This window comes from Lactobacillus sp. wkB8, assembly GCF_000761135.1.
Lineage (GTDB): Bacteria > Bacillota > Bacilli > Lactobacillales > Lactobacillaceae > Lactobacillus > Lactobacillus helsingborgensis.
The window spans coordinates 487,501-509,083 of the sequence record NZ_CP009531.1 but is presented as its reverse complement, the minus strand read 5'-3'; the positions used below and the strand labels follow the sequence as shown (position 1 = coordinate 509,083).

Sequence of the window (21,583 nt, the reverse complement as noted above, 5' to 3'; positions counted from 1 at the left end):
TTCACTTTTTTTGTTAGTTCTTGTTAATTTTGAGATTCTTTTTGCAGTGCATTTGCCTGATAAAGTTTCTCATAAAGGTCAACTATCTCTCCTGCCAGGTCTCTAAAAGTGATAGCATTCATCAAGTGATCCTGTGAATGAACAACTAAAAGAGTAACTTTGGTATGTTCGCCTTGGGCTTCCTTAGTAAGCATCCCGGTTTGAGAGTTATGCGCATCATTCAAAGATTCGTCTGATTCTTTTAACTTGGCACGGGCTCCCGTAATATCACCTTTTTTAGCTAGCCGAATTGCTTCAAAAGCAAGACTCTTAGCATTACCGCCATTTGCAATCAGACCCATAGCAGCTTCTAATGTTTCTTGTTCTTTTTGAGCAGAAGTTTCTTGTTCAGCCATTTCAACCACCTTTAACCATTAATTAAATCTTCAGCCTGTTGCAAAACTGTTTTGCCGTCCATCATGCCATACGCACGCATTTCGATTACTCCCAGAGGAATATCTTTGCCATCTTTTCCCTTACCTTTAACTTTGTTTTTAAAGTCATCTTCCATATAACGAACTTGTGGCCCAAGCAATACACAATCAAGTTCGTCTTGTTCAATATGCTGATCAGCTTCTGCAGCTGGACAGGCAAAAATTTTTGCATCAATGCCTTCTTCTTCAGCTGCTTTTTGCATTTTAGTTACTAGTAACGAAGTACTCATTCCTGCACTGCAGTTGAGCATAATTGTTTGTTCAGCCATAATAATCCTATTCCTCCTAAAATGTATCTTAAGATTTGTCTCCTCCATTATAGCACTATTAAAATAGCGCTTACTAATACGAATATTATTTTTTCGTAAAAAAAGCAGGTAGCAGCATTAATACTATTACTTGCTTTTTTAATTATATTTTTTATTTATTTGCGCTTAAGACCAAATTCTTTTGGTATCTGACTGCCAAACAGATTAGGGCAAGCAGTAATGCTAATATGCCACTAATTGAGAAAACATTTAGTCCTAGCTGACTAACCAGATTAGTCAATGGATTGATTACTAACGGGCTAACTACGCCACCAACAGAATAAATGGCAACATAGACTCCTAGCGCCATTGAAACGCTGTTGTCGTCAACGATCAGTGAGATTAGATACGGAAATTGCCCCATCGCAATACTCATTGCCGCACCAACTATAAAGCTGCCGCAAAATACAATCAGCAAAGAATGAAAGAGACCAATTAATAAGTACGCCAAACCATATAAGCACAATGACAGAGCAATTGACGAAGACCGCAATTTCTTACCAATTTTACCCACGAATAAACCGCAGATCATCCCTCCTATTAGTGAAATGGTAGACGTTAGTGCTGCCTGTGTCGTGGCACCCAAATTTTCTTTTACTACAAACAAAGAAATGTTGTTATTTAAGACATTGTTTAACAGCATAATCATAAATGCCCAAAAAGCACTCTCAAATACGTATTTATTAAGGTGAATTTGATTGTTTTTTGCCTGCTGGTCTGCTTGAGCAACTTTTTTGTCCTGAAATGGCAACAGCAGAAACACTACTAGAAAAATTAATAATGAAAATAAGTATATCCAGTAATTATTAACCCAGTTGCTTGAAGCTGCCAACTGGCCTCCACCCATGATAAAAATCATGCCACCAATATTAATAAATGTAGTTGAGAGACCCATTGTGGTTTCACGTTCAGTTTCCGGCAGTAACTCTGCTATTAAAACCTGGGTCAAATTTGTACAAGCTCCTTGACCTAGTCCCACTAGACATGAACAAAAAAGTAAAAACAAAAAATTATTATGCCAGATTAAAGGCAACAAACCGCCAACTGTAACTAAACAAATTGATGTAAGCGTCAAAACTTTTAGGTTAACTTTATTTGCGGTCAACTTGCCAATAATTATTCCAGCAAGCATCATAAATAGATTGGGCAAAGAGGTCAGCATTTGGACACTTGTATTGTTAAGACTAAAGAATTTAGCAATAGCTGCATACGAAGGAGTAATAGCTAAAGCAGCCATTCCGATCATACTAACGGCTAAGACCCCTATCCGAGTTTTAGACACTGGAATGTTTTTAGTTTATCCATGATTCTTACCGGGCTTGCGTCATGCTTTGAACTGCATTTCGACCTGAAAAGACGGCATAACCAGCTGTGCTTCCCGGTAAAGTAACCGCATAGGTATCGCCAACCAGCATCCCCGCAGCATCATTGCCAACTGCATATAAACCGGCAAGCGGGTAACCATAAGAATTTAGAACAGCATTATTGTTATCAACGCGAATTCCCCCGATTGCACACGCCATACCGATACCTAATTCAACTGCATAATATGGTCCCTCTTTTAAAGGCGTCAAGTATTCTGGAGCCTTACCAAAATCAATATCTTTTCCCTTAGCAGCTAAGTCGTTATAACGCTGAATTGTTTGTGACAGAATAGGCAAGTTTAATTTTTCTGCTAATTCAGTCAGAGTATCTGCTTTGGTCAGGAACTTATCACCATTCTTTAAATCACGTGCAATTTCTTCTTTTAGCTGTGCAAATTTATCGGGTGAAACAGGTGAATTACCTACTTCTTTGTAAAGACCAACATTAGTTAAATGGTCAACCGTTTCTTGATTAAGGATCGAAAAAGTCCTTGATTGGGTTAAAAGCGCACTACCCGCATGACACATATTGTCATTGACGTCTTCATTGACAAAGCGTTCACCTTGTTCGTTTACCCATAAAATTGCTTCTTGAGTAGCTGCAGCCGCTAATTGTTCAGGCATGTGAACAAATGGTGGACGGGTTTTATCCAAAATAGCGCCGCCACCATATTGAATGGCACCCATTTGATAGTGTTCTGCTCCAGCCTGCCAGGCTAATTTCATACCATCGCCAGTAGATTTGCCATCACTAACTGATAGCAAGCGTTCAGTTGCAGGAGTTCTTTGTTTAATTAATTCAGGATTATCTACGTAACCACCTGTAGCCAATATCACATTAGTAGCAGTCAACTCTCTTAATTGTCCCGTTGCCTCATTCTTAATTATGAGACCACGAACATGCCCATCATGTTGTAAAATTCTTTGCGCACTGATACTCGTCACAATTTCCACACCGAGAGCTTCAGCTTTAGGAATCAGCTTTTCAATAACGGCGTGTCCGCCACCGGCAAAAGTGTGAATTGTAGGCCAGCTCTTTCCTTGAGGACCAACTTTACTAAATTCAATACCTAGAGAATGCAGCCAGTCAATTACTGAACCACTCTGATTAATATATTTTCTCAAATGCGGGGCGTTTGCTTCATAATGCGAATAGTTTAATTCATCTTGAAGCAATTTGGTGGGATCAATCTTAATACCCTTTTCTTTTTGTAAAAAGCTGTCAACGCCCATTGCACCTTCGACATAGTTGCCGTCACCACCAAGTGTTCTGCCTTTTTCAATTACCAAGGACTTGATACCCTGCTCGCCAGCACTGACGGCAGCTGCCAAACCGCTAAGCCCGCCGCCAACGATGATTAAATCGTATTCTGAATTTTTAGGAAACATCATCAGCCTCCTATTTCAAACCGACAGAAACGCCGCCGTCACTCAAAATTGTCTGACCGGTCATAAATGTGGCTTCACTAGCGACAAAAACAAAGACCTTGGCAACTTCGGCTGCGGTTTCAGCCCGTTTCATTGGGACAGTTGGTAAAACTTTTTCCAGAAATCCGCCTTCATTAAGCGGTGTTTTGGTCAGTCCAGGTGCCACACTATTAACACGAATATTTTGATCAGCATAATCAATCGCTGCAGCTTGAGTCATTCCGATAATACCGTTTTTGGCTGCATTATATGCGCCCATGCCGCCAGGGTTATAAATACTGCCTAAAGCACTGGTGTTAACAATTGAGCCATAACCTTGCTTTAAGAATAATTTGATTTCTTCACGCATACATAAGAAAGTACCACGCAAATCTAGGTTAATAGTATTATCGAAATCTGCGTTAGTTAGTTCAGCAAACGGCTTTAAAACACCACCGCCAGCATTGTTCATAACATAATCAATCTTGCCGTAATCAGAAATAATTTTTTGCAGACCGGTTTTAATGCTATCTTCGTCCATCACGTTCAGAATTAATCCGGTAATTTTACCCTGATATTTTTTATTCATTTCAGCAGAAACAGTGAGCACTTTTTGGTTATAGTCAGTTAAAACGACATCACTACCTTGTTTAGCAAATTCTTCACTAATAGCATAACCAATTCCTTGTGCAGCTCCAGTAACAACAGCAACTTTTCCTTCTAACATTTTATTTTGCTCCTAATTTAAACTTTTAAGCGCTTCTTCTGCAGCAATCCAACCAGAGACAAAGGCAAAACCGTTTGCAATGCCTTCATAACTAGGATAGCCATCGGAATACAGGCCATTAACATTATTACCAACAATATACAAATCTTTTAGTGGTGTGCCGTTTTCTTTAACCGGTTGACAATTGCGGTCAACATTGACACCGTCTAGTGTCCCTAAAATTGCGCAATGTTCAATTATGGCGTAAAACGGTCCTTCTTGCACCGCAAACAATAATTCCGAAGCCGGTTTTAAAAATGTAGCGTCTTCTTTTTGTTTAACCGCCTGGTTGTATGAATTGACACTTCTTTCAAGTGAAGCATAAGGCAATTGCAGCTTTTGGGCCAGTTCCTTTAAGCTGTCCGCTTTTACTACTTCACCTGTTTTAACCGCATTATCAAAATCTGTTTGAATATTAGTTAACGGTCCAACAGTTGTTCTTGGCGTTTGCCCCACATCACAAAATTGCCTTTCAAAAGTATCTTCCAGATTAACTTCTTTTTGCTTAAAAGTATCTAAAGTCTTTTGGTCCAGCAAAACATAATAAAGACCATTAACGTTATGTGCTGCATTACCCCACATGGCAAAATCATAAACTACGTCTTCATTGACAAACCGATTAGCTGTCTGATCGAGCCACAATAATGGTAAGTTGGTTAAAGTCTCTACAGCACTATCTCTTTTCATAGGATTAATATTCATGCTTGGTGCACAACCGTGAGCAAAAAGAACACGGCTGTGACGACAATCTGCACCCAATTTGTGCGTTAATCTAATGCCGGTGCCAGTAGATTTACGCTCTCCCAAATTCAAAAGTGCTTTAGTATCAGGGAAGTTAGCTGTCATCATTTCCTGACTGCCGCAATAGCCGCCATCCGCAAATATCACTTTTTGGGCAGTAATTCTTATCTTTTCACCAGCTTTATTTTCGGCAATAACAGCTTTTAAGCCATTGTCATATTCCAGATCAACGGCGGCTGTTTCCAACATTACTTTGTTTCCAGCTGCAGTAAATTTATCAGGGAGTTTATCCCAGTTAGCCATTTTTTCTTTAAAATTATTAAATTTGTGGTAAACCAGCGGATCATTTAAGTGGGCTTTTTGTTCGCTCTGCTCCACAGTCACCGGTAAACCCATTTCTGCTAGTCGATCAATATTTGCACCCGACTTTTTCAAAAACCGTGCTAACAATTCACCATTAACAAAAAAGTGGTTGTAGTCCGTTAATCCGTTAAAAGCTTCACGATAACCATATTTTACGTTGCGTTTTCTTTGTTCCGCAGAATTAACGGCAAAAACACCGTGTGCGCCAAATTTGCCGGCTCCCCCGACTTTGTTACCTTTTTCTAAAAGTATAAAAGGTACGTGCTTTTGAAAAAGCTCAAAGCAAGCCGAGATTCCAGAGGATCCAGAGCCAACTACGACAACGTCAGTTGAAAAAGAATTCAATGTAACATCACCCTTTCTGAGATATTGTGATTCTTATTACAATTGAATTCTAAGTCATTTTTGATAAAAGCGCTAACACATATAAATTATTAGCGATAAGTTAAAGTTGTCACATGCTTGAGCATTTTACTGAATTTGCTTGAAACGACTGGGTTCATTGCAAGTACTACGTTAAATGCATTTTGCAGGTGAGCTGGAGAAAAACGCTCAATATTAGTGCAATTTGGCGGTAAAATGAACGATTCTGGCACAATCGTAATCCCGCCAGTAAAGTTAACATTCAAACATGCCGCCGCAAAGCTGTTGACTTCGGAAACTTCTTTATAGCTCCAGTTGTTTTGGTGATAGATTTTAAGCATAGCAAGTTGAATATCCGTAATGCCAGTTGATTTCCAATTTTGCACGTAAAACATGCTGTTTTGCGCCAGCTGTTTTTTATTGCCCTGATATTGTTTTAACTCAGCTTTATTTAGCAATAAATCAAAACTAGTAGTGCGTAAAGGTAAACAGTTTATTTTATTATTACCGACAAATGCTAGGTCAAATCCCACTAATAAGTCATAATTGCCCTCAATTAACCTTTTGATGCATGTATCAAAATTTTCCTCATCAAAATTGGTCTGGCAAATAGCGGGTAAATTAGCAGCCAGTAAGGCAGCATCACTTTCAAAACCCTGCAAAAAATGAATGCGCAACAATTTTTCAGGGTGTGGATCCGGATGATGCCAAATCTCACTGTAAAGATTAATGATCTCAACGCTGCGCTTATAAAAAACTTCTCCGACTGGGGTCAAAGAAATCTTGCCGGCTGCTCGGTTAAGTAATTTTTGCCCCAGTTCATCTTCTAATTTTTTTATAGCTGTACTGACAGCAGTTTCAGAAACATAATTCCTCCTAGCTGCTGAAATAAAGCCATGTGTTTGAACAACATCAACAAAATATTTTACGGGCATTAAATTATAATTCATTTTGCACCTACTATTAATTAGCTCAAATTACCTTTTTCACATTTTATAATATAAAAATTAAGTCACATTTTAAACCATATTTTTAAAAAATTGGCGAGAATAAGTAAATTCACGTTAACTGTTGGTAATTAAAGACAAAGTAAAGTAAAATGTTTAAGGATTAAAAAGGGAGTGGCATAATGTCTAGACTTGAAAAGCCTGTTGTGATTGGTATTACTGGTGGCTCAGGCAGCGGAAAAACTACCATTGCACAAAAAATCGTTGCTCAAATGCAAGAAGATGAACACGTTTTAATTATGACGCAGGATTCTTATTATAAGGATAACACCGGCATCCCCATGAGTAAGAGGATGAATATTAACTATGATCATCCTGACGCCTTTGATGTTCCTTTACTTAGGAAACAGCTAAGTGAACTCTTAAATTATCAACCCATTGAAATGCCCGTTTATGATTTTAAAGAACATACTCGCAGTAAAGAAACTGTCCACACCGAACCTGCTGATATTATTATTCTTGAAGGAATTTTAGTCTTAGCTAATAAAGAAATACGTGATTTAATGGATATCAAAGTCTATGTCGATACAGATGATGATATTCGTTTTATTAGAAGACTGGAACGGGACTTAAGTGAACGTGGTCGTTCCATTGATTCAGTGATCGAACAATATTTGAATACGGTCAAGCCCATGTATCATCAGTTCATCGAACCCACTAAGCGCTATGCCGATATCATTGTCCCAGAAGGTGGCAAAAATGATGTGGCAATTGACATGTTAACTACTAAAGTGCATTCGATTTTAAGTCAAAAAGAAAAATAAAAAAGAGTATTTGCTTTTCTCTGAAGTGACCCCTAAATTTGTCATAAATTTAGAGTTCACATCATTTTTTAGCAATACTCTTTTTTATTTTTTAATTAACTAATCAATTTTTGGTTTTAAAGCGTTGTCAAATAAGTTAGTAATCAATTTAACCAAAACGCCGTCAAAAACTAGGGCTGAAATGATATTGGTAATAAACATTACAATTTGGACTTGCATGCTGAACTTGCTCCAGCCATATAAAATATATGAAGGTATAAAACAACCGAATGAAGCAAAAAATGCACCAGTCAGAACACTTTTCCAAGAGAATTTTTGGTAGCGTTCTTTTTTAGGAAAGAAGCCAATTTCATTGGTAGCACCTTGGATAACTCCTGATAGAATGGTTGTGGCTCCCCATTGGCCCCCGATTGCCATTTCCACAACGGCAGCCAATAATTCGCCAACTGTACCAGAACCCACTGTAGGGACAAAATACATTGCTAAAGGTCCTGCCATAAGCCATAAACCTGAAAAGACAGTGTCTGTGACCGGGGCAAAGCCAGTTGGAACCAGTAACATTTTAACTAAATTAAATGCCCAATTAAAGCCATAGGTATAAATGACACCCATAATAATTCCAATCAGTGCAATTAAGATGATTGACTTGACATTCCACTTTGATGATCTTGTAAACATAAAAATACTCCTAACTTAACATGTCATTAGGAGTATCATCATTAACTAATTGAACACTTCCCTAGCGCAGGTATTGTCCCGTTCAGGTTCAGAGGGTATTTCTCAGCTTTTTGGCACCCCTAGTGACTTATTTAATTTTTATTAGTATAACACAAGTTAAATGTTTTTTCTGGTCAAATTTGAAGATAGTTTTTTAGACTTATTAAAATTGACTAAAACTAGCTAATTTTTCCTTGGTCAAATCACGGATAATGGCCACTGTCAGATCAACAGCAGCTTTAAAATCGCTATAGGCGCTAAAGCAATATGGCGAGTGTTCATAACGCACTGGTATACCGATAACAATTGTCGGAGCGCCATTCTCATAGTAAATCGCAGCACCATCTTGACCGCCACCAGTTCTAACTGAACGAGTATACGGAATATGATTTTGATCAGCCATAGCACAAGCATATTGTTGAAACTTAGGGTTTGGTAAAAATGACGTATCCATATCACGCAGCATCGGACCACGCTTTAGTCCTGTTTGTGACAGCCAATCTGGTGTGAAAGTATCATCTGCTGGGCATGATTCAAGGACAATTGCTAAATCTGGCTTAATAGCTCTGGCAGTCACATAAGCTCCGCGCAAGCCAACTTCTTCCTGACTTGAAAGTGCCGCTACGACATTAAAGTCAGTTTCTTCACCGTTTAAATTATCAAGGACATCTGCCATGGCAGCAGCGCCAAAGCGATCGTCAAAGTCTTTACCGAAAAATAAGCCGGTTTTTTCATTGTATTCACACTTCACATCGACAAAAATAGGACAACCAGTGTCAATTTGATAGTCATTAATAGTTTCAGCACGAGAACTGGAGCCAACATCTATTGACATATCAGCTACATCAGGGACATTATTTCTTTCTTCTTCTGTCATAAAATGCGGTGGTTTAGTAGCAACCACTCCCGGCACATATTCACCAGCACGGTTCTTAATCTTAACGCGTAAAGCTGGGATATTATACTTAACCCAACCGCCAAGTGGAACAAACTTAATCATTCCGTTGGGACGAACTGCTTGCGTAATAAAACCGACAGCGTCAGAGTGGGCATCAAGCTGGATTACTGGTCGATCCGGCTTATTCTCTTTTTTACTGGCATACACATTGAGCATGCCGTCAACTTTGACATTAGCAAAGTCATGTACAGTTTCAGTAAAAAGCTTGACAAATTCCTCTTCAAATCCTGATGTTGAATTAGCGTTTGAAAAAGCTTTAAGCATCTTTATTTCTTGTTTTTTATCCATTTTATTCGACCTTTCACTTAAAATATCTTATCTTTCATTGTACCAAAGTCACAGTTAATTAAACTAGTGCTTTAAGCTGATTTGCAAATAATCCTACTGCTTTTAACAATATATATACTTTTTGTACGTAATTAGCTCCATAAATTACGTAAATTGACAAAAATAATCTGTTTTTTTGACCAAAAAATGATATAATCAAATTTATTAGGAATTTAGATTGTTTTAAATGAAGGGTAGATAAATGCCAAAAACCGACAACATTAATAGTATTATTGATCATAAATTGTTTACTGAAGAAGACATCCATAATATGTGTGTTAAGCTGGGCAAACAGCTTACTGCTGACTATGCTGGTAAGAAGCCTTTAATTGTAGGTGCACTTAAAGGAGCTATTTTCTTTTTAACCGATTTGGTTAGAGAAATGGATGTCAAAGCGGAAATTGATTTTCTTGATGTTTCTAGCTATGGTGATGAAATGGAATCATCTGGAGAAGTTAAACTTATTTCAGATTTGGCTACTGATGTTAAAGATCGTGACGTTTTAATTGTTGAAGATATTGTTGACACTGGTCTTACATTGGAATACATGAAGGATTTGCTCAAAAAACGCGGAGCTAAAAGTGTCAAGTGCTGCGTTTTGCTTAATAAAGAAGCTAATAGGACAAGTGACGTTGAAGTCGAATATTCTGGTTCAAAAGTAGGTAATGAGTTTGTTGTAGGTTATGGTTTAGACTTTATGAATTATTACCGTAACTTGCGTTACATTGGTGTACTAAAACCCGAAATTATTAAATTAGTTAATAATAAATAAAAAAAGGAGTTGTCGTTAAGTCAACTCCTTTTTAACGTCCTATTCTTCTTTTGGGGCTTCTGCTTTTTTGCCTAGGTCTTTAACAATAAACCAACGCATAAAGCCCTGCTCAATATCATCAAGTTTAAACTCAAAGTTTTCCAACTCGACTTTATCGCCCTTTTTGAGATTAGGATAATGTTCCATCATATAACCGCCAATAGTTATAATATCGCTATCCTGAAAACTCTTGATGTCCGTTCTAAAATAGCGGGCAAAATCATAAAGAGTAGTTTTACCAGAAACATGGATATTATTTTGCTTGTCCTTGATTATATAGTCATCAGAAACATCATCAATTTCGTCTTTTACAGTTCCAAATAATTCTTCGTAGATATCTTTATCTGTAACAATACCGCTGGTACCACCGTATTCATCTACAACCAATACAATGGGCGTATGTTTCTTAATCATTAACTGCAGAATAACCTGAATAGGCATTGACTCTGGTACCGTGATCATCGTGCGAATAATACGAGTGACAGGAACTTGCTCATCAATCTTACTCTGCTGAACAACATCGAACGCATAAACGTATCCTACAATATCATCCTTATTGTTATCTCGAACAACGGGAATCCTGCTTTGTCCCTCATCAAGATACAACTTTAAAGCCTGTTTAATAGTATCCGTCGAATTAATGACAACTAAACGGGTTCTATCAGTCATGATGTCTTTGGCAATCTTATCGTTCAGCTCGAAGGCACGCTTCATGTAGGTTAAATCGTTTTTATCAAGAGAGCCGCCGTGGACAGCCTTACGAGATAATTTAATTATTTCTGACTGGGAATATACTTGATTTTCCTCATCAGCTGGATCAAAACCTAACATCTTTAGTAAGCCGTTTGAGCTGGTATTGAGCAACCAAACAAAAGGATAAACTAAAGTATGGAACAATTGTAGTGGAGTAACAATATTAAGCAATATTTTCACTGGCATATCAATTGCAATGTTCTTGGGAACAATTTCCGTAACTACAACTTCTAAATAAGTCAGTAAGATTACCCCTAATATTGCACTGATTGAACGGATAACTGAATGATTAAGCTCCATCATATTAAACGCCCGTTCAAACAAAGCAGCCAAAGTATCAGCTGAAAACCAACCTAAAACAACTCCGACCAAGGTTGTACCCACTTGGGTGGTAGAGAGATATTCATTTAAATTATGGGTCATTTGCAAAGCGCGCTTTACTTTGCGCTGGCTGCCGATCTTATTCGACAACATATCCTCAAGTTGGCTTGGCCTCGTTTGGACCAAAGCAAATTCTGCAGCTACAAAGAAAGCCGCAAAAACAAAGATCACTAAAGTTGCTATTAAATTAGTAACTATTTGGGATGTACTCAAAATTTATATCACCTTTAATTAATTATCACCTTTTAAATTTCTTATTTAACATTTTATCATTAATAGCGCTTTATTTTAATAAATTACTTCTCTATTTAACTAATTTATATATTTTTTCAAAAGGCAAACGATCCGGATAAAATTTGGGATCATTTACTTCAGCAGCATTGTCCTGATAACCAAGTCCAATTGCCATACCTACCAATTCATCTTCCGGAATTTTGCCGTATTTGCGGACTAATTCCGGATATGACACCATTGAGTGTGCCGGCATAATAGATAAACCTTCATCAAGCGCCAGCAACATTATACTTTGAGAAAAAATACCTAAATCATAAACAGACCAAACCGGAGATGTTCTGGGAATGGTAAGAAAGGCAACGTCCTGAGCGTTAAACATATTATCATTAGCTTCGGAAAAGAGTTCCATCTTGTTGTTAAAAAAATAAGGTTGTGATGCACCGACTGCAGCCATATTTTGACTAGGATAAGAATCCCAATCTAGCGATAACATTTTGACGAAATCTTCATGAGGCTCAACATTATTATCAATCTGAACCTTGACTTCCTTTTTTAAAGCATCTAGGGCATCACCCGTTATCATATAGACCTTCCAGGGCTGTGAATTAAGTAGTGACGGGGAAAGCTGTGCTTTTTTGATAATTTTGGCAAGTAACTTTTCATTAACTTTTCTACTAGTAAACTTGCGAGTAACCCTTTCATGGTTATATACATTATTAAATTCCATTCCGATTCAAATCCTTACATATTAAAAAGAGCATTACAAAAATACCCTACTTTTCAAACAAAATTTCTCTAGAATTTCAAATACAGGTAGAAATAATCAAAAAATACTCTATTTTCAAATACTCACTTGTTTACGCTTCACTTAAAGTTACAAATTTAAGCATTACAATCTAATAAAATCAGTCATATACACATTAATAATATTAATAAATTATAGGCAATATTGCAAAGGTATTTAGTAAAGATAACATAAATTTTTTTACTTTTTGCTTTTCTATCTGCCAACTTTAATAAATAAATCACAATAAATACCTTTAAGATGACACTATGAAATCGCTATTACATAATCGAAGTTTGCTTTTCCCAGCCTAATTTTCAGTATGTTGTTAAGTATTGATCATTTAGCAAATTAAAAAACAGTTCAATTAGAGTCTAATTAAACCGTTTATTTATATTTTATAACGTCGCCGCAATTCACGATCTTGATCTCGTCTTTTAATGGTTTCTCGTTTGTCATATTTTTTCTTTCCCTGACCAACACCAATCAGAACCTTGGCAAAACCATGTTTTAAATACACTTTTAAAGGTATAATCGCGATTCCGCGGACAGACTGGTCTTTAGCTAGACGAGCAATTTCTTTTTTATGCAAAAGTAATCTTCTACTGCGCAGAGGCTCATGATTATAACGATTACCTTGCTTATATTCACTAATGTGAACATTCTCTAAGAAGGCAGAACCGTTAATAATTTGTACATAGCCATCGCGTAAATTAATACGCCGTGCTCTTACAGATTTAATTTCAGTTCCCGTTAAAGCAATTCCCGCTTCATAGGTATCTTTTATAAAATAATCATGATGTGCTTTCTTGTTTTGAGCAACTAAATTGTCATTTTGTTCTTTTTTCAATTTTTCAACCTAATGTTTATATCTACTTAAGTGTGGATGATTGCCATTTTTTTGAAAATTGTTGCGGTAGTGACCCTTATGGGCATGATCGTTGCGAAAGCCGCGATTACCACGTCTTTCATTTTTAAAGCCGCGACTATTATGCCGCTTTTTAGGTGCGTTGGGATCATAAATTTCAAAGTCAAGTTGATGCTGTTCAACATTAGCGTTAGTGAGGGTCACTTTAAGCGGCATCCCCACATGATATTGTTTATGTGTACCCCGACCAGTTAAAGTCATACTTTTTTCATTATAACTGTAAAAATCATCAGTCAAATTTGAAATATGAATCAATCCTTCAACTGTATTTGGTAATTGAATAAACATACCAAAACTAGTTACCGAAGATACAACAGCATCAAAGTGATCTCCCACCTTATCTGCCATAAATTCAGTCATCTTTAAATCATTGACTTCTCTTTCAGTATCAACCGATACTCTTTCTTGAGTTGAAGTTTGATCTGCCACTTCTGGTAAATAATTGGCAAAATGATCCTGCACCTTCTGATTTGTCCCTTTTTCACTATAAGCATGAATCATTCTGTGTACCATTAAATCAGAATACCGCCTAATTGGTGAAGTAAAGTGAGTGTAGTACTTGGCTGCAAGACCAAAGTGTCCTAGCGGTTCTTCTGAATAATGCGCCTGCTTTAAGCTCCGCAGCATCATCATCTGTACAACTGCTTCTTCTGGCGTATCCGTTGTTTTGGCCACTACTTTTTGCAAGTCAATTGGCTTAACATGATTAGGATCAGCTGTAATATGCAGACCAAAAGCACTGCAAAATTCAAAAAAGCTCTTGATGCGTTCACCATCTGGCGTTTCATGTACACGATATAAAAATGGTACGTGTTTACGATAAAAATCTTCAGCAACGGTTTCATTTGCCAGCAGCATGAAAGATTCAATCATTTTTTCGGCAATACCGCGATCATGCAATACAATATCAGTTGGTTTACCTTGGTCATCAACAATAATTTTTGCCTCAGGTTCCTCAAAGTCAATTGCACCACGCTGATGTCTTTTTTGGTATAGCACATTATGCAACTCGGCCATTTCTTGCAGCATTGGAGCAAGTTTAACGTATTTTTCCTCCAGTTGCTCATGGTTTTCAGGATCCAAAACCTTATTAACATTGTTATAGGTCATACGACCATGTGACCGCATAACAGAAGGATGAATGCGGTAATTAACTCTTTCGCCTTCAGGCGAAATTTCCATCTCACAAGATAATACCAGTCGATCTTGGCCTTCGTTTAAAGAACAAATCCCATTAGACAATCTGAATGGCAACATGGGAATCACCCGATCAACTAAATAGGTACTGTTACCCCTGGTAAAAGCTTCTTTATCCAATGGGGAATTTTCCTGAACATAATGAGCAACATCAGCGATGTGGACGCCCAAATGGAAATTACCATTCGGCAATTTCCATAAAACAACTGCATCGTCAAAGTCTTTAGAATCATCACCATCAATCGTAACTGCGGGCTGATCCCGAATATCTTCGCGGTCTGCCATTTCGGCTTCAGTAACCTGATCTGGAATGGCATTAGATTGTGTAAGTGCGTCTTCAGACCATTCCGTACGAACATCATGTTCTGAAACAATTGCCATAATATCAACACCAGGCAAGTTTTTATTACCAATGATATTAGTAACAACACCAGTCATTGAGTCCGGATTATCTTTATCGGGATAACTTGAAATGGAAACTTTGACAATATCGCTTTTTTGGGGATGTAAACTATCCTGTTTGACATAAACGCGGTAATTGGTAAGTTTTTTATTTGCACTTAAGACATAACCAATAAAGTGACTGACTTTTACTTGAGCATCTGTTAAAGGATGAAATTCACCTACAAGTGTTTTAGTGCCACGTTCAAGAATTTCTATAATTTGTCCTTCAGGTCCTTTACCATTCCAAGGATTGCCACCAGCCGTTATTTTAACTTTAACGCGGTCACCATCTACAGCGTATGCGGTATAATCTCGGGCAATGAAGATATCGTCTGCTTCTTCATCATCTAGTTTGACAAAGCCAAACCCCTTACTGTTGGCCTTAAAGTCACCCTCAACCTCAGTATTTTCTTCAGCCAATTGATAATGACCATTGCCGTCAGTAATTATTTTCTTTTTTTGCTCAAGGTAGGATAAGGCTTTGACCATATCTGAAAAGCTGCCAAGCCTGTCTCGGCGCAACATACGGTCAATTTGCTCTACTTGATATTGTTTTTTAGGATTATGACGAAAAATCTCTAAAACATTGGCTAAGATATTCTCGTTTTGTGCCATGCACTTAACTCCATTTCCTTAATAAAAGATAAAAAAAGTCCTCCCATCGTTTGAGAGCGGGAGGAACCAATAGTTATTTTGAAGACAAATAAGCTAATACTATAGCAAAAGCGAAAAAGAGAACCAGTAAAACCGCGGTAACCTTTTCCATAAATGCTTCAAAACCACGTTTCTTCGTTTGACCACTAAAAACTGCACCGCCAGAGAGTGCATTCAATGCATCTTGCTGCTTTTGCGGCTGCATCATTGTCGCAATAACGATTAAGATTGAAACAATAATTAGTAGCGTCATAAATAAATTGTACAATGCGCTGCCTCCAATATACAGATACGTTACTGATAAATTTTAGCACAAAATAGATTTAATTTCGAGTATTATTTTCTGAGCTCAGGAGCATCTGTTTTAAATTTATTTTGTGTTGTTTTTTGATGATTTTTATACCACAAAGAAGTTTTATTTTTTGCATATAACCTCTTTAATGCCTTCTGTTCATTATAGTCATAATCTTGTGGTTTAACTTTTTTAAACCATTTAGGCTTATAAAATCTTAAAAGATTGCCGGCAATAACACGATCAGACAAAGATAGCTGGGTAGTAACCTTATTTGACAACGCAATCAACTCTGTTTTTAGTTTCTTGTCAGGCTTAATTATTTCTTGCCCAGTCTTAGTATCATAATAAGTGCTTCCCACTTTAGCATATTTTGGCGTTATAAAATCACCGTTACGTTGTGCCACTATTTGTGGTGCATCTTTACTTAACAAATCATGCCCAAATTGAATGGTCCCCTTGTTGCTTATCCCCAGCAAGTTAAGCAGGGTTGGCAAAACGTCAATTTCACCCCCGTAGGTTTTCTTGACTCCGCCTCTTAAACCCTTTAGATGTATCATTAACGGCACCCGCTGAAATTTCAAATTATCAAAATTATTAAATTCATCCTGCTTAAGTAATTCTGCACTCGCCTTGTGGTGATTGCCTGAAATACCATAATGATCGCCATACAAAACGAGCATGGTATTTTTATCTAGACCCGTTTTTTTCAGCCACCGCATTAATTGACCTATTGCCTGATCCAAGTAGTGAGCTGTCTGTACGTAGCCATCTACAGTTTCATCACCAGTTTCGGTTTTAGCAATTGACTGGTTCTTCTTATCCAAATCATAGGGATAGTGATTGGTCACTGTAATTAACTTAAGATAAAAAGGTTGCGGCAAACGCTCAATATACTTAATGGATTGAGAAAAGAAAATCTTATCTTTTAGGCCATAGCCAATATAATATTTGGGTTTATTTTCATAATATGACAGTGGCATGAAATAGTCATAGCCAAACTGTTTGTAAGCATTGTTGCGGTTCCAAAAAGAGCCAGCCCCACCGTGCATAACCGCAGTTGTATAGCCTTGTTGCTGCTTCAAGATAGCAGGGGCACTTTCAAAGGTATTGGAAGTACCATAACTAGACATCGCCGAACCTGATTGCAATCCAAAAAGAGAATTTTCAAGCATCATTTCAGCATCAGAAGTCTTGCCTTGTCCTACTTGATTATAAAAATTAGCAAAACTAAGCGTGTTTTTAGCATGATACAACTTGTTTAGATTAGGCGTTACTTCCTTGCCCTTCCACTTATAGTCTATTAAAAACTGTTGAAAGCTTTCAAGGTGAATAACCAGCACATTTTTGCCTTTGGCAACACCGCTATATGCTTTATTAGGCCTAACATAATTGACTTTCAGATACTTTTTCACAGATTGTAAGTCAGAAACATTTGCTTTGGCCATTTGTTCGCTAGTTTGAGCAGTTTTAAACGCATCATATACTGCGTATTCGTTCATACCCAAGTATTTAACAATGTAACTATTATCAAATGTTCTAGTTAACAAGCCTGAACGGTCTTTTTGTGCCATCAGCAGGTTAATCCCAATTAAAAGGATGGCAATTCCTTCAAGCAAAAGATTAAACTTCAGCTTTAATGGACGCAAATCGTATTTAGTTACTTTAAAGCACATCAGAGCAATGATCGCCGCAATGTCAATAAAAGTTAAAAAATCTGTTACTCGAGTTATTCCTACAATACTTTTGCCAAGATTATCAGCAGTTGAACCGGAAGTTTTTATAATTGATAACGATAAGAAGTTGGAAAATTCGCGGTAATAAAGAATATTGGCAAATAACCACAAACTGAGTATGAAATCAATCATAATCATAATCCAATAGGACTTTCTACCCTTAAAGAAAAGACCGATTCCTAGCAAAAGTAGTCCGCTTGGTAAAGGATTTAAAAACAGCAGAAAATTCTGCATTGCACCCTCTGCACCCAAGTTAAACTTTGTTAGATAAATTACGTATGTCTTTAACCAAAAAGTTCCTAAAACGATAGTAAAAAAGCCTAGTTTGGTTTCGGTCAGCCATTGCAGAAAAGACCTGATACGTGTCATCCTATTCTCCTCTCACTAAGCTTATATCTTACCCTTAACTGCGAATAAGTGCAGATATTTTAATAAAAATTAATCATTTGTTGGGCTTACGACTTTTTGGGGCTTAAATATCCAGCCTAAAATCCCTAAAATCATCCCAAAAAAGTAGGTCACAAAACGCCACAAAAACATCCCGACAATTAAAATTCCGTTTGTAGAAATAAAGGTGGCAAAAAGAGTCTGAAAACTATATTCGGCACCACCTGAAGCACCCGGAATCGGTATAATCGCCATGAACATAATAATCATAATATTCATCTGGGTCACACTTGCCCAGTCTGCCGGAACATTTAGGGTTACTAGAATCATATAAGGAATAGAATAGAAGCACAAAAGCTGCAAGACAGTGAGAACAGCACAAACTATTAATTTTCCCTGCTCTTTTTTTAACTTTTGACTCTCATGATAAAACGTATCAATCTTTTCGAGTGTATTTTTACGCCAAATACTAACCCGATCTGGATTTAGAAATTTAGCAAGTAGATCCATTAGCCAGTTAGCAGCATTTTTGGTCCAATTGTAAGCAAATAGAATTGCCAGTAAAAACAAAATAGAAGTCACATGAATCAAAAACCCGATAGCAATAAAAAAAGCTAACCCGGAAAATTTAGTTGCCACCATGTGAAAGCCAGTAATAATTGTCGTTACATAAGCCAAAAAAACTACTATCTGGTAAATAATAAATTTCATGAGTAGCAGTGAAGTTGCCCGACCGCCTTCAATACCCATTTGGATCATAGCAGCTAGTTGTGACGGCTGCCCACCAGTTGACATTGGCGTAATAGCATTAAAAAGAGCCTGTATCAACGGAATTCTGAAGAAAGACCATTTTGAGCGCTGCGGTTCATTTTTGCGTTTACTAAGAACAGCTAAAATACTGGCTTCAAAAATATAAGACAGCAGCATTAACCCAAATACGGCGATTAATGCGATCACATTGATATTACGAGCTGCCTGCTCTAGCTGCGCAACCGGAGTGCCCTTTAAGTCAACGTATAAAACAATCCCACTAATTATGAGTACTATGGCTACGCCCCATAAGTGTTTTTTATTCATCAGTGAATTTGTCCTAATTTTCTACCAATTTCATATTGTTCGTGATAAAAATCATCCCATATCTGAGCTAGATTATCTTCAGAATATTTTGCACTTGCCTCTTGAGATAGCTTGCTGTATTTATTTAAGATTGCCTGATCTTGTGCCGCTAATTGCAACTGCCTATTCATTTCCGCAAAATCTGAGCCTTTCATGTAGTAGCCGCTAATTATTGCCTCATATAAATCAAGGTCACGCAATAAAACAGGAGTATTGCAGCTAAATGCTTCCAATACGGACATTGGGAATAATTCATCATAAGAAGGCAAGAAAAATATATCTGCAATATTCAGATAATCTACTAATTTTTGCCGATCAATAATTCCTGTAAATTTTAGGTTTTGCGGAGGTTCTGCCACTAATTTCTTAAAGTGGTCATAACCGTCAGTTATTTTGCCAAAAGAAAAACCACCAGCCCAGATAAATTGAATATTCGGGTTAGCTTTCGCCATTTTGGCAAAATCATCGACACCCTTACGCGCCTGCACTTGCCCGTCTCCAAAAACAACAAATTTATCAAGCGGAATACCTAATTGATGGCGAAACGAATTCTTTTTTTCCTGACTTTCCGGATAAAATTCGTTTTTAGCTACAAAATTGGGAATATACTTAACGTTTTCACGTTTGATACCGTATTTGACTAACTTATCAATAAAAATTGGGTTAACAACGACTATTTCATCCATTCTTTTGTAAAAATCTATTACGTATTTGTAAAAGACATTTTTAGCTAGAGAGGGTAATTTTACTGAACCCTCAAGTGTTTCAGGTAAAAAATGAACATAGCCAATTTTTCGTCCTCTTGCTGGAGAAAAGCTGTTAGCAAAATAAGTAGGATTAACGGTATGGTAGTGCGTTAAATCACTTTTACCATATTTATTATTAGTCACATAAAATTTGTCCACTAGGTGCGTCCTAAGCAGGCGAATAAGTTCTGTATATGCTGAACCAACACCTTGACCTTTAACAGAAGCTGCTTGTGAAAACATATTTATTCTAATCATTTATTTTTTCTTTGAGATCCTTTTGGTAATTTGCAATTGCATCTTGATAAAATTGGTAAACAGAACTGGCAAACCTTTTTGCAGATATTTGATCTAGTTTAGCAGCTAGCTTATCCGTCGGTATTGGCTTGCGTCCTTGTCTCAGATATGAAAGTATTTCTTCACGCATTTCACTAGAGCCGTTAAAGACTTTGCCAAAGTCATCATTGTCAAATACCTGCTCAGTGTAATCAGTATCATAAACAACACACCTGGTACCAGAAGCTAAGGCTTCAATATAAGTTAATCCTTGTGTTTCGGTATCGCTTGCAGATACAAAAAGATCTGCCATTTTGTAGTATGAACCCACATCTTCATGAGGTATATCGCCGGTAAATATGACATTATCTTCGAGCGTTAATCGTTCTACTTGCTCCTGCAATACTTCAAGATCTGGACCGTCTCCAGATATCACCAACTGTACCTTAGGAAATTCGTCTATAATTTCTGGCATCACATTTAGAATACGATCGATTTTCTTTTCTTCAGCTATTCTGCTTAATGTTAATAAAACTGGAACATCAGCTGGTATTCCTAGTTCTTCTCTTACATCAAATGTAGCTGGTTTATTAATGCTATTTACGTCCACACCGGTCGGTATGACCCTCATAGGTATATTTACCTTATAACGCTTTAAAAGAGCTTCTACGCGCTTACTCGGGGCAATAACGCCATCCATGTTTTTTAAGTAAACATTAGTAAACTGCTTAACGTGATATGGTCTAAGCAAATGCCCATTTAAGACGTAATGCAGATAATCTTCATACATAGTATGATATGTGTGAACTGCTGGAATTTTTAGTTGGTGAGCCACATATTTACCAATCATTCCCAAAGCAAATTCAGTTTGTGTGTGTACAATATCCAGTTTAACTTCCTTCGCCACTTTCGTCGCTTCAAAGAAACCCCTATAGGCCACACGTCTATCTGTAAATGAAATAAAAGGGACACTGCTAAACCGAAAAACATTGGCTTCTACTGTCCCCTTTTTGACATGAGGGTCTGTAGTAGTAAAGATAAACACATTATGTCCTTGTTCTTCTAAAGCATCCTTCAACGTCTTAATCGAAGTTGCAACACCACTAATTTGTGGAAAATATGAATCGGTAAAAATACCTATATTCATCTGAATACCTCCATAAAAGGTATTATAAAGATTACACCAGTCTTGTGCAATTTTTATATATAAAAATAACAACCAAAACAAAAGCAGCCCTTTTTAAGAGCTGCTTTGATAATAGCGGTGATCGGGGTCGAACCGATAC

At 37.2% G+C, this 21,583-nt stretch carries 20 protein-coding genes, 1 tRNA gene and 1 riboswitch (1 of these 22 cut by a window edge); of the genes, 2 read left to right on the top strand and 19 right to left on the bottom strand.

The window, feature by feature from the left end; genetic code table 11:
* Positions 1-23: 23 nt before the first annotated feature.
* The 7 genes from LACWKB8_RS02555 to LACWKB8_RS02525 all read right to left on the bottom strand — a co-directional run bounded on the left by LACWKB8_RS02555 (position 24) and on the right by LACWKB8_RS02525 (position 6,735).
* A complete protein-coding gene (locus LACWKB8_RS02555) occupies positions 24-395 on the bottom strand; it encodes a PTS lactose/cellobiose transporter subunit IIA (protein ID WP_038521599.1) in 372 nt (123 codons plus the stop codon).
* 11 nt (positions 396-406) lie between these two features.
* Complete coding sequence (locus LACWKB8_RS02550; protein WP_038521596.1) at positions 407-742, bottom strand: PTS sugar transporter subunit IIB; 336 nt, start codon at positions 740-742, stop codon at positions 407-409.
* Between the two features lie 151 nt (positions 743-893).
* Entirely contained in the window at positions 894-2,027 is a 1,134-nt protein-coding gene (locus LACWKB8_RS09105) for an MFS transporter (RefSeq protein ID WP_082229319.1), read from the bottom strand.
* 64 nt (positions 2,028-2,091) lie between these two features.
* Positions 2,092-3,537, bottom strand: coding sequence for an FAD-binding protein (locus LACWKB8_RS02540; RefSeq protein WP_038521594.1), 1,446 nt, complete (start codon positions 3,535-3,537; stop codon positions 2,092-2,094).
* 7 nt (positions 3,538-3,544) lie between these two features.
* A complete protein-coding gene (locus LACWKB8_RS02535; RefSeq protein WP_038521591.1) occupies positions 3,545-4,279 on the bottom strand; it encodes an SDR family NAD(P)-dependent oxidoreductase in 735 nt (244 codons plus the stop codon).
* A gap of 12 nt (positions 4,280-4,291) precedes the next feature.
* On the bottom strand, positions 4,292-5,767 hold the full coding sequence (locus tag LACWKB8_RS02530; RefSeq protein ID WP_038521589.1) for an FAD-binding protein: 1,476 nt from the start codon (positions 5,765-5,767) through the stop codon (positions 4,292-4,294).
* Positions 5,768-5,856: 89 nt separating this feature from the next.
* Positions 5,857-6,735 carry a LysR family transcriptional regulator gene (locus LACWKB8_RS02525; protein ID WP_038521586.1) on the bottom strand — a complete coding sequence of 293 codons (879 nt, stop codon included), beginning with the start codon at positions 6,733-6,735 and terminating at the stop codon, positions 5,857-5,859.
* A 179-nt stretch (positions 6,736-6,914) separates the two neighbouring features.
* On the opposite strand from LACWKB8_RS02525, the gene udk reads away from it, so the two are divergent.
* The gene (gene udk, locus LACWKB8_RS02520) at positions 6,915-7,556 is read left to right on the top strand and encodes a uridine kinase (protein ID WP_038521583.1); all 642 of its coding nucleotides are present in this window, start codon (positions 6,915-6,917) and stop codon (positions 7,554-7,556) included.
* Between the two features lie 99 nt (positions 7,557-7,655).
* Here the strand turns inward: udk and LACWKB8_RS02515 are convergent, their stop codons facing one another.
* Positions 7,656-8,234 (bottom strand): ECF transporter S component, encoded by a 579-nt coding sequence (locus LACWKB8_RS02515; RefSeq protein ID WP_038521580.1) that lies wholly within the window; start codon positions 8,232-8,234, stop codon positions 7,656-7,658.
* 41 nt (positions 8,235-8,275) lie between these two features.
* A riboswitch (TPP riboswitch) is annotated at positions 8,276-8,365 on the bottom strand.
* Positions 8,366-8,436: 71 nt separating this feature from the next.
* Positions 8,437-9,519: a M42 family metallopeptidase gene (locus tag LACWKB8_RS02510; protein WP_038521577.1), complete on the bottom strand. Its 1,083-nt coding sequence runs from the start codon at positions 9,517-9,519 to the stop codon at positions 8,437-8,439.
* A 241-nt stretch (positions 9,520-9,760) separates the two neighbouring features.
* On the opposite strand from LACWKB8_RS02510, the gene hpt reads away from it, so the two are divergent.
* A complete protein-coding gene (gene hpt / locus LACWKB8_RS02505; protein ID WP_038521574.1) occupies positions 9,761-10,330 on the top strand; it encodes a hypoxanthine phosphoribosyltransferase in 570 nt (189 codons plus the stop codon).
* 39 nt (positions 10,331-10,369) lie between these two features.
* Here the strand turns inward: hpt and LACWKB8_RS02500 are convergent, their stop codons facing one another.
* From LACWKB8_RS02500 to LACWKB8_RS02455, 10 genes are all read right to left on the bottom strand, one after another.
* On the bottom strand, positions 10,370-11,716 hold the full coding sequence (locus tag LACWKB8_RS02500; RefSeq protein WP_038521572.1) for a hemolysin family protein: 1,347 nt from the start codon (positions 11,714-11,716) through the stop codon (positions 10,370-10,372).
* Between the two features lie 91 nt (positions 11,717-11,807).
* Positions 11,808-12,464, bottom strand: coding sequence for a nitroreductase (locus LACWKB8_RS02495; protein ID WP_038521570.1), 657 nt, complete (start codon positions 12,462-12,464; stop codon positions 11,808-11,810).
* Between the two features lie 448 nt (positions 12,465-12,912).
* Positions 12,913-13,371 carry an SsrA-binding protein SmpB gene (gene smpB, locus LACWKB8_RS02490; protein WP_038521568.1) on the bottom strand — a complete coding sequence of 153 codons (459 nt, stop codon included), beginning with the start codon at positions 13,369-13,371 and terminating at the stop codon, positions 12,913-12,915.
* Between the two features lie 9 nt (positions 13,372-13,380).
* Complete coding sequence (rnr, locus tag LACWKB8_RS02485; RefSeq protein WP_038521565.1) at positions 13,381-15,705, bottom strand: ribonuclease R; 2,325 nt, start codon at positions 15,703-15,705, stop codon at positions 13,381-13,383.
* 73 nt (positions 15,706-15,778) lie between these two features.
* On the bottom strand, positions 15,779-16,012 hold the full coding sequence (secG, locus tag LACWKB8_RS02480; protein ID WP_038521563.1) for a preprotein translocase subunit SecG: 234 nt from the start codon (positions 16,010-16,012) through the stop codon (positions 15,779-15,781).
* Between the two features lie 68 nt (positions 16,013-16,080).
* Entirely contained in the window at positions 16,081-18,141 is a 2,061-nt protein-coding gene (locus LACWKB8_RS02475; protein WP_038521560.1) for an LTA synthase family protein, read from the bottom strand.
* A 69-nt stretch (positions 18,142-18,210) separates the two neighbouring features.
* Positions 18,211-19,236: a lysylphosphatidylglycerol synthase transmembrane domain-containing protein gene (locus LACWKB8_RS02470; RefSeq protein WP_038521557.1), complete on the bottom strand. Its 1,026-nt coding sequence runs from the start codon at positions 19,234-19,236 to the stop codon at positions 18,211-18,213.
* Positions 19,236-20,279, bottom strand: coding sequence for a glycosyltransferase family 4 protein (locus tag LACWKB8_RS02465; protein WP_038521554.1), 1,044 nt, complete (start codon positions 20,277-20,279; stop codon positions 19,236-19,238). The genes LACWKB8_RS02470 and LACWKB8_RS02465 overlap by 1 nt, the downstream gene beginning before the upstream one ends.
* Positions 20,272-21,444, bottom strand: a complete 1,173-nt coding sequence (locus LACWKB8_RS02460; RefSeq protein ID WP_038521551.1) for a glycosyltransferase family 4 protein — start codon at positions 21,442-21,444, stop codon at positions 20,272-20,274. The genes LACWKB8_RS02465 and LACWKB8_RS02460 overlap by 8 nt, the downstream gene beginning before the upstream one ends.
* Before the next feature lie 112 nt (positions 21,445-21,556).
* A tRNA-Leu gene (locus LACWKB8_RS02455) sits at positions 21,557-21,583 on the bottom strand; it runs 58 nt beyond the window's last position.

Coding starts and splice junctions, on each gene's coding strand:
- LACWKB8_RS02515 (WP_038521580.1), bottom strand. CDS start 8,234: ATGTTTACAAGATCATCAAAGTGGAATGTCAAGTCAATCATCTTAATT.
- udk (WP_038521583.1), top strand. CDS start 6,915: ATGTCTAGACTTGAAAAGCCTGTTGTGATTGGTATTACTGGTGGCTCA.
- LACWKB8_RS02550 (WP_038521596.1), bottom strand. CDS start 742: ATGGCTGAACAAACAATTATGCTCAACTGCAGTGCAGGAATGAGTACT.
- LACWKB8_RS02495 (WP_038521570.1), bottom strand. CDS start 12,464: ATGGAATTTAATAATGTATATAACCATGAAAGGGTTACTCGCAAGTTT.
- LACWKB8_RS02555 (WP_038521599.1), bottom strand. CDS start 395: ATGGCTGAACAAGAAACTTCTGCTCAAAAAGAACAAGAAACATTAGAA.
- LACWKB8_RS02525 (WP_038521586.1), bottom strand. CDS start 6,735: ATGAATTATAATTTAATGCCCGTAAAATATTTTGTTGATGTTGTTCAA.
- LACWKB8_RS02540 (WP_038521594.1), bottom strand. CDS start 3,537: ATGATGTTTCCTAAAAATTCAGAATACGATTTAATCATCGTTGGCGGC.
- LACWKB8_RS09105 (WP_082229319.1), bottom strand. CDS start 2,027: ATGATCGGAATGGCTGCTTTAGCTATTACTCCTTCGTATGCAGCTATT.
- LACWKB8_RS02465 (WP_038521554.1), bottom strand. CDS start 20,279: ATGATTAGAATAAATATGTTTTCACAAGCAGCTTCTGTTAAAGGTCAA.
- hpt (WP_038521574.1), top strand. CDS start 9,761: ATGCCAAAAACCGACAACATTAATAGTATTATTGATCATAAATTGTTT.
- LACWKB8_RS02535 (WP_038521591.1), bottom strand. CDS start 4,279: ATGTTAGAAGGAAAAGTTGCTGTTGTTACTGGAGCTGCACAAGGAATT.
- LACWKB8_RS02460 (WP_038521551.1), bottom strand. CDS start 21,444: ATGAATATAGGTATTTTTACCGATTCATATTTTCCACAAATTAGTGGT.
- LACWKB8_RS02470 (WP_038521557.1), bottom strand. CDS start 19,236: ATGAATAAAAAACACTTATGGGGCGTAGCCATAGTACTCATAATTAGT.
- LACWKB8_RS02475 (WP_038521560.1), bottom strand. CDS start 18,141: ATGACACGTATCAGGTCTTTTCTGCAATGGCTGACCGAAACCAAACTA.
- LACWKB8_RS02510 (WP_038521577.1), bottom strand. CDS start 9,519: ATGGATAAAAAACAAGAAATAAAGATGCTTAAAGCTTTTTCAAACGCT.
- rnr (WP_038521565.1), bottom strand. CDS start 15,705: ATGGCACAAAACGAGAATATCTTAGCCAATGTTTTAGAGATTTTTCGT.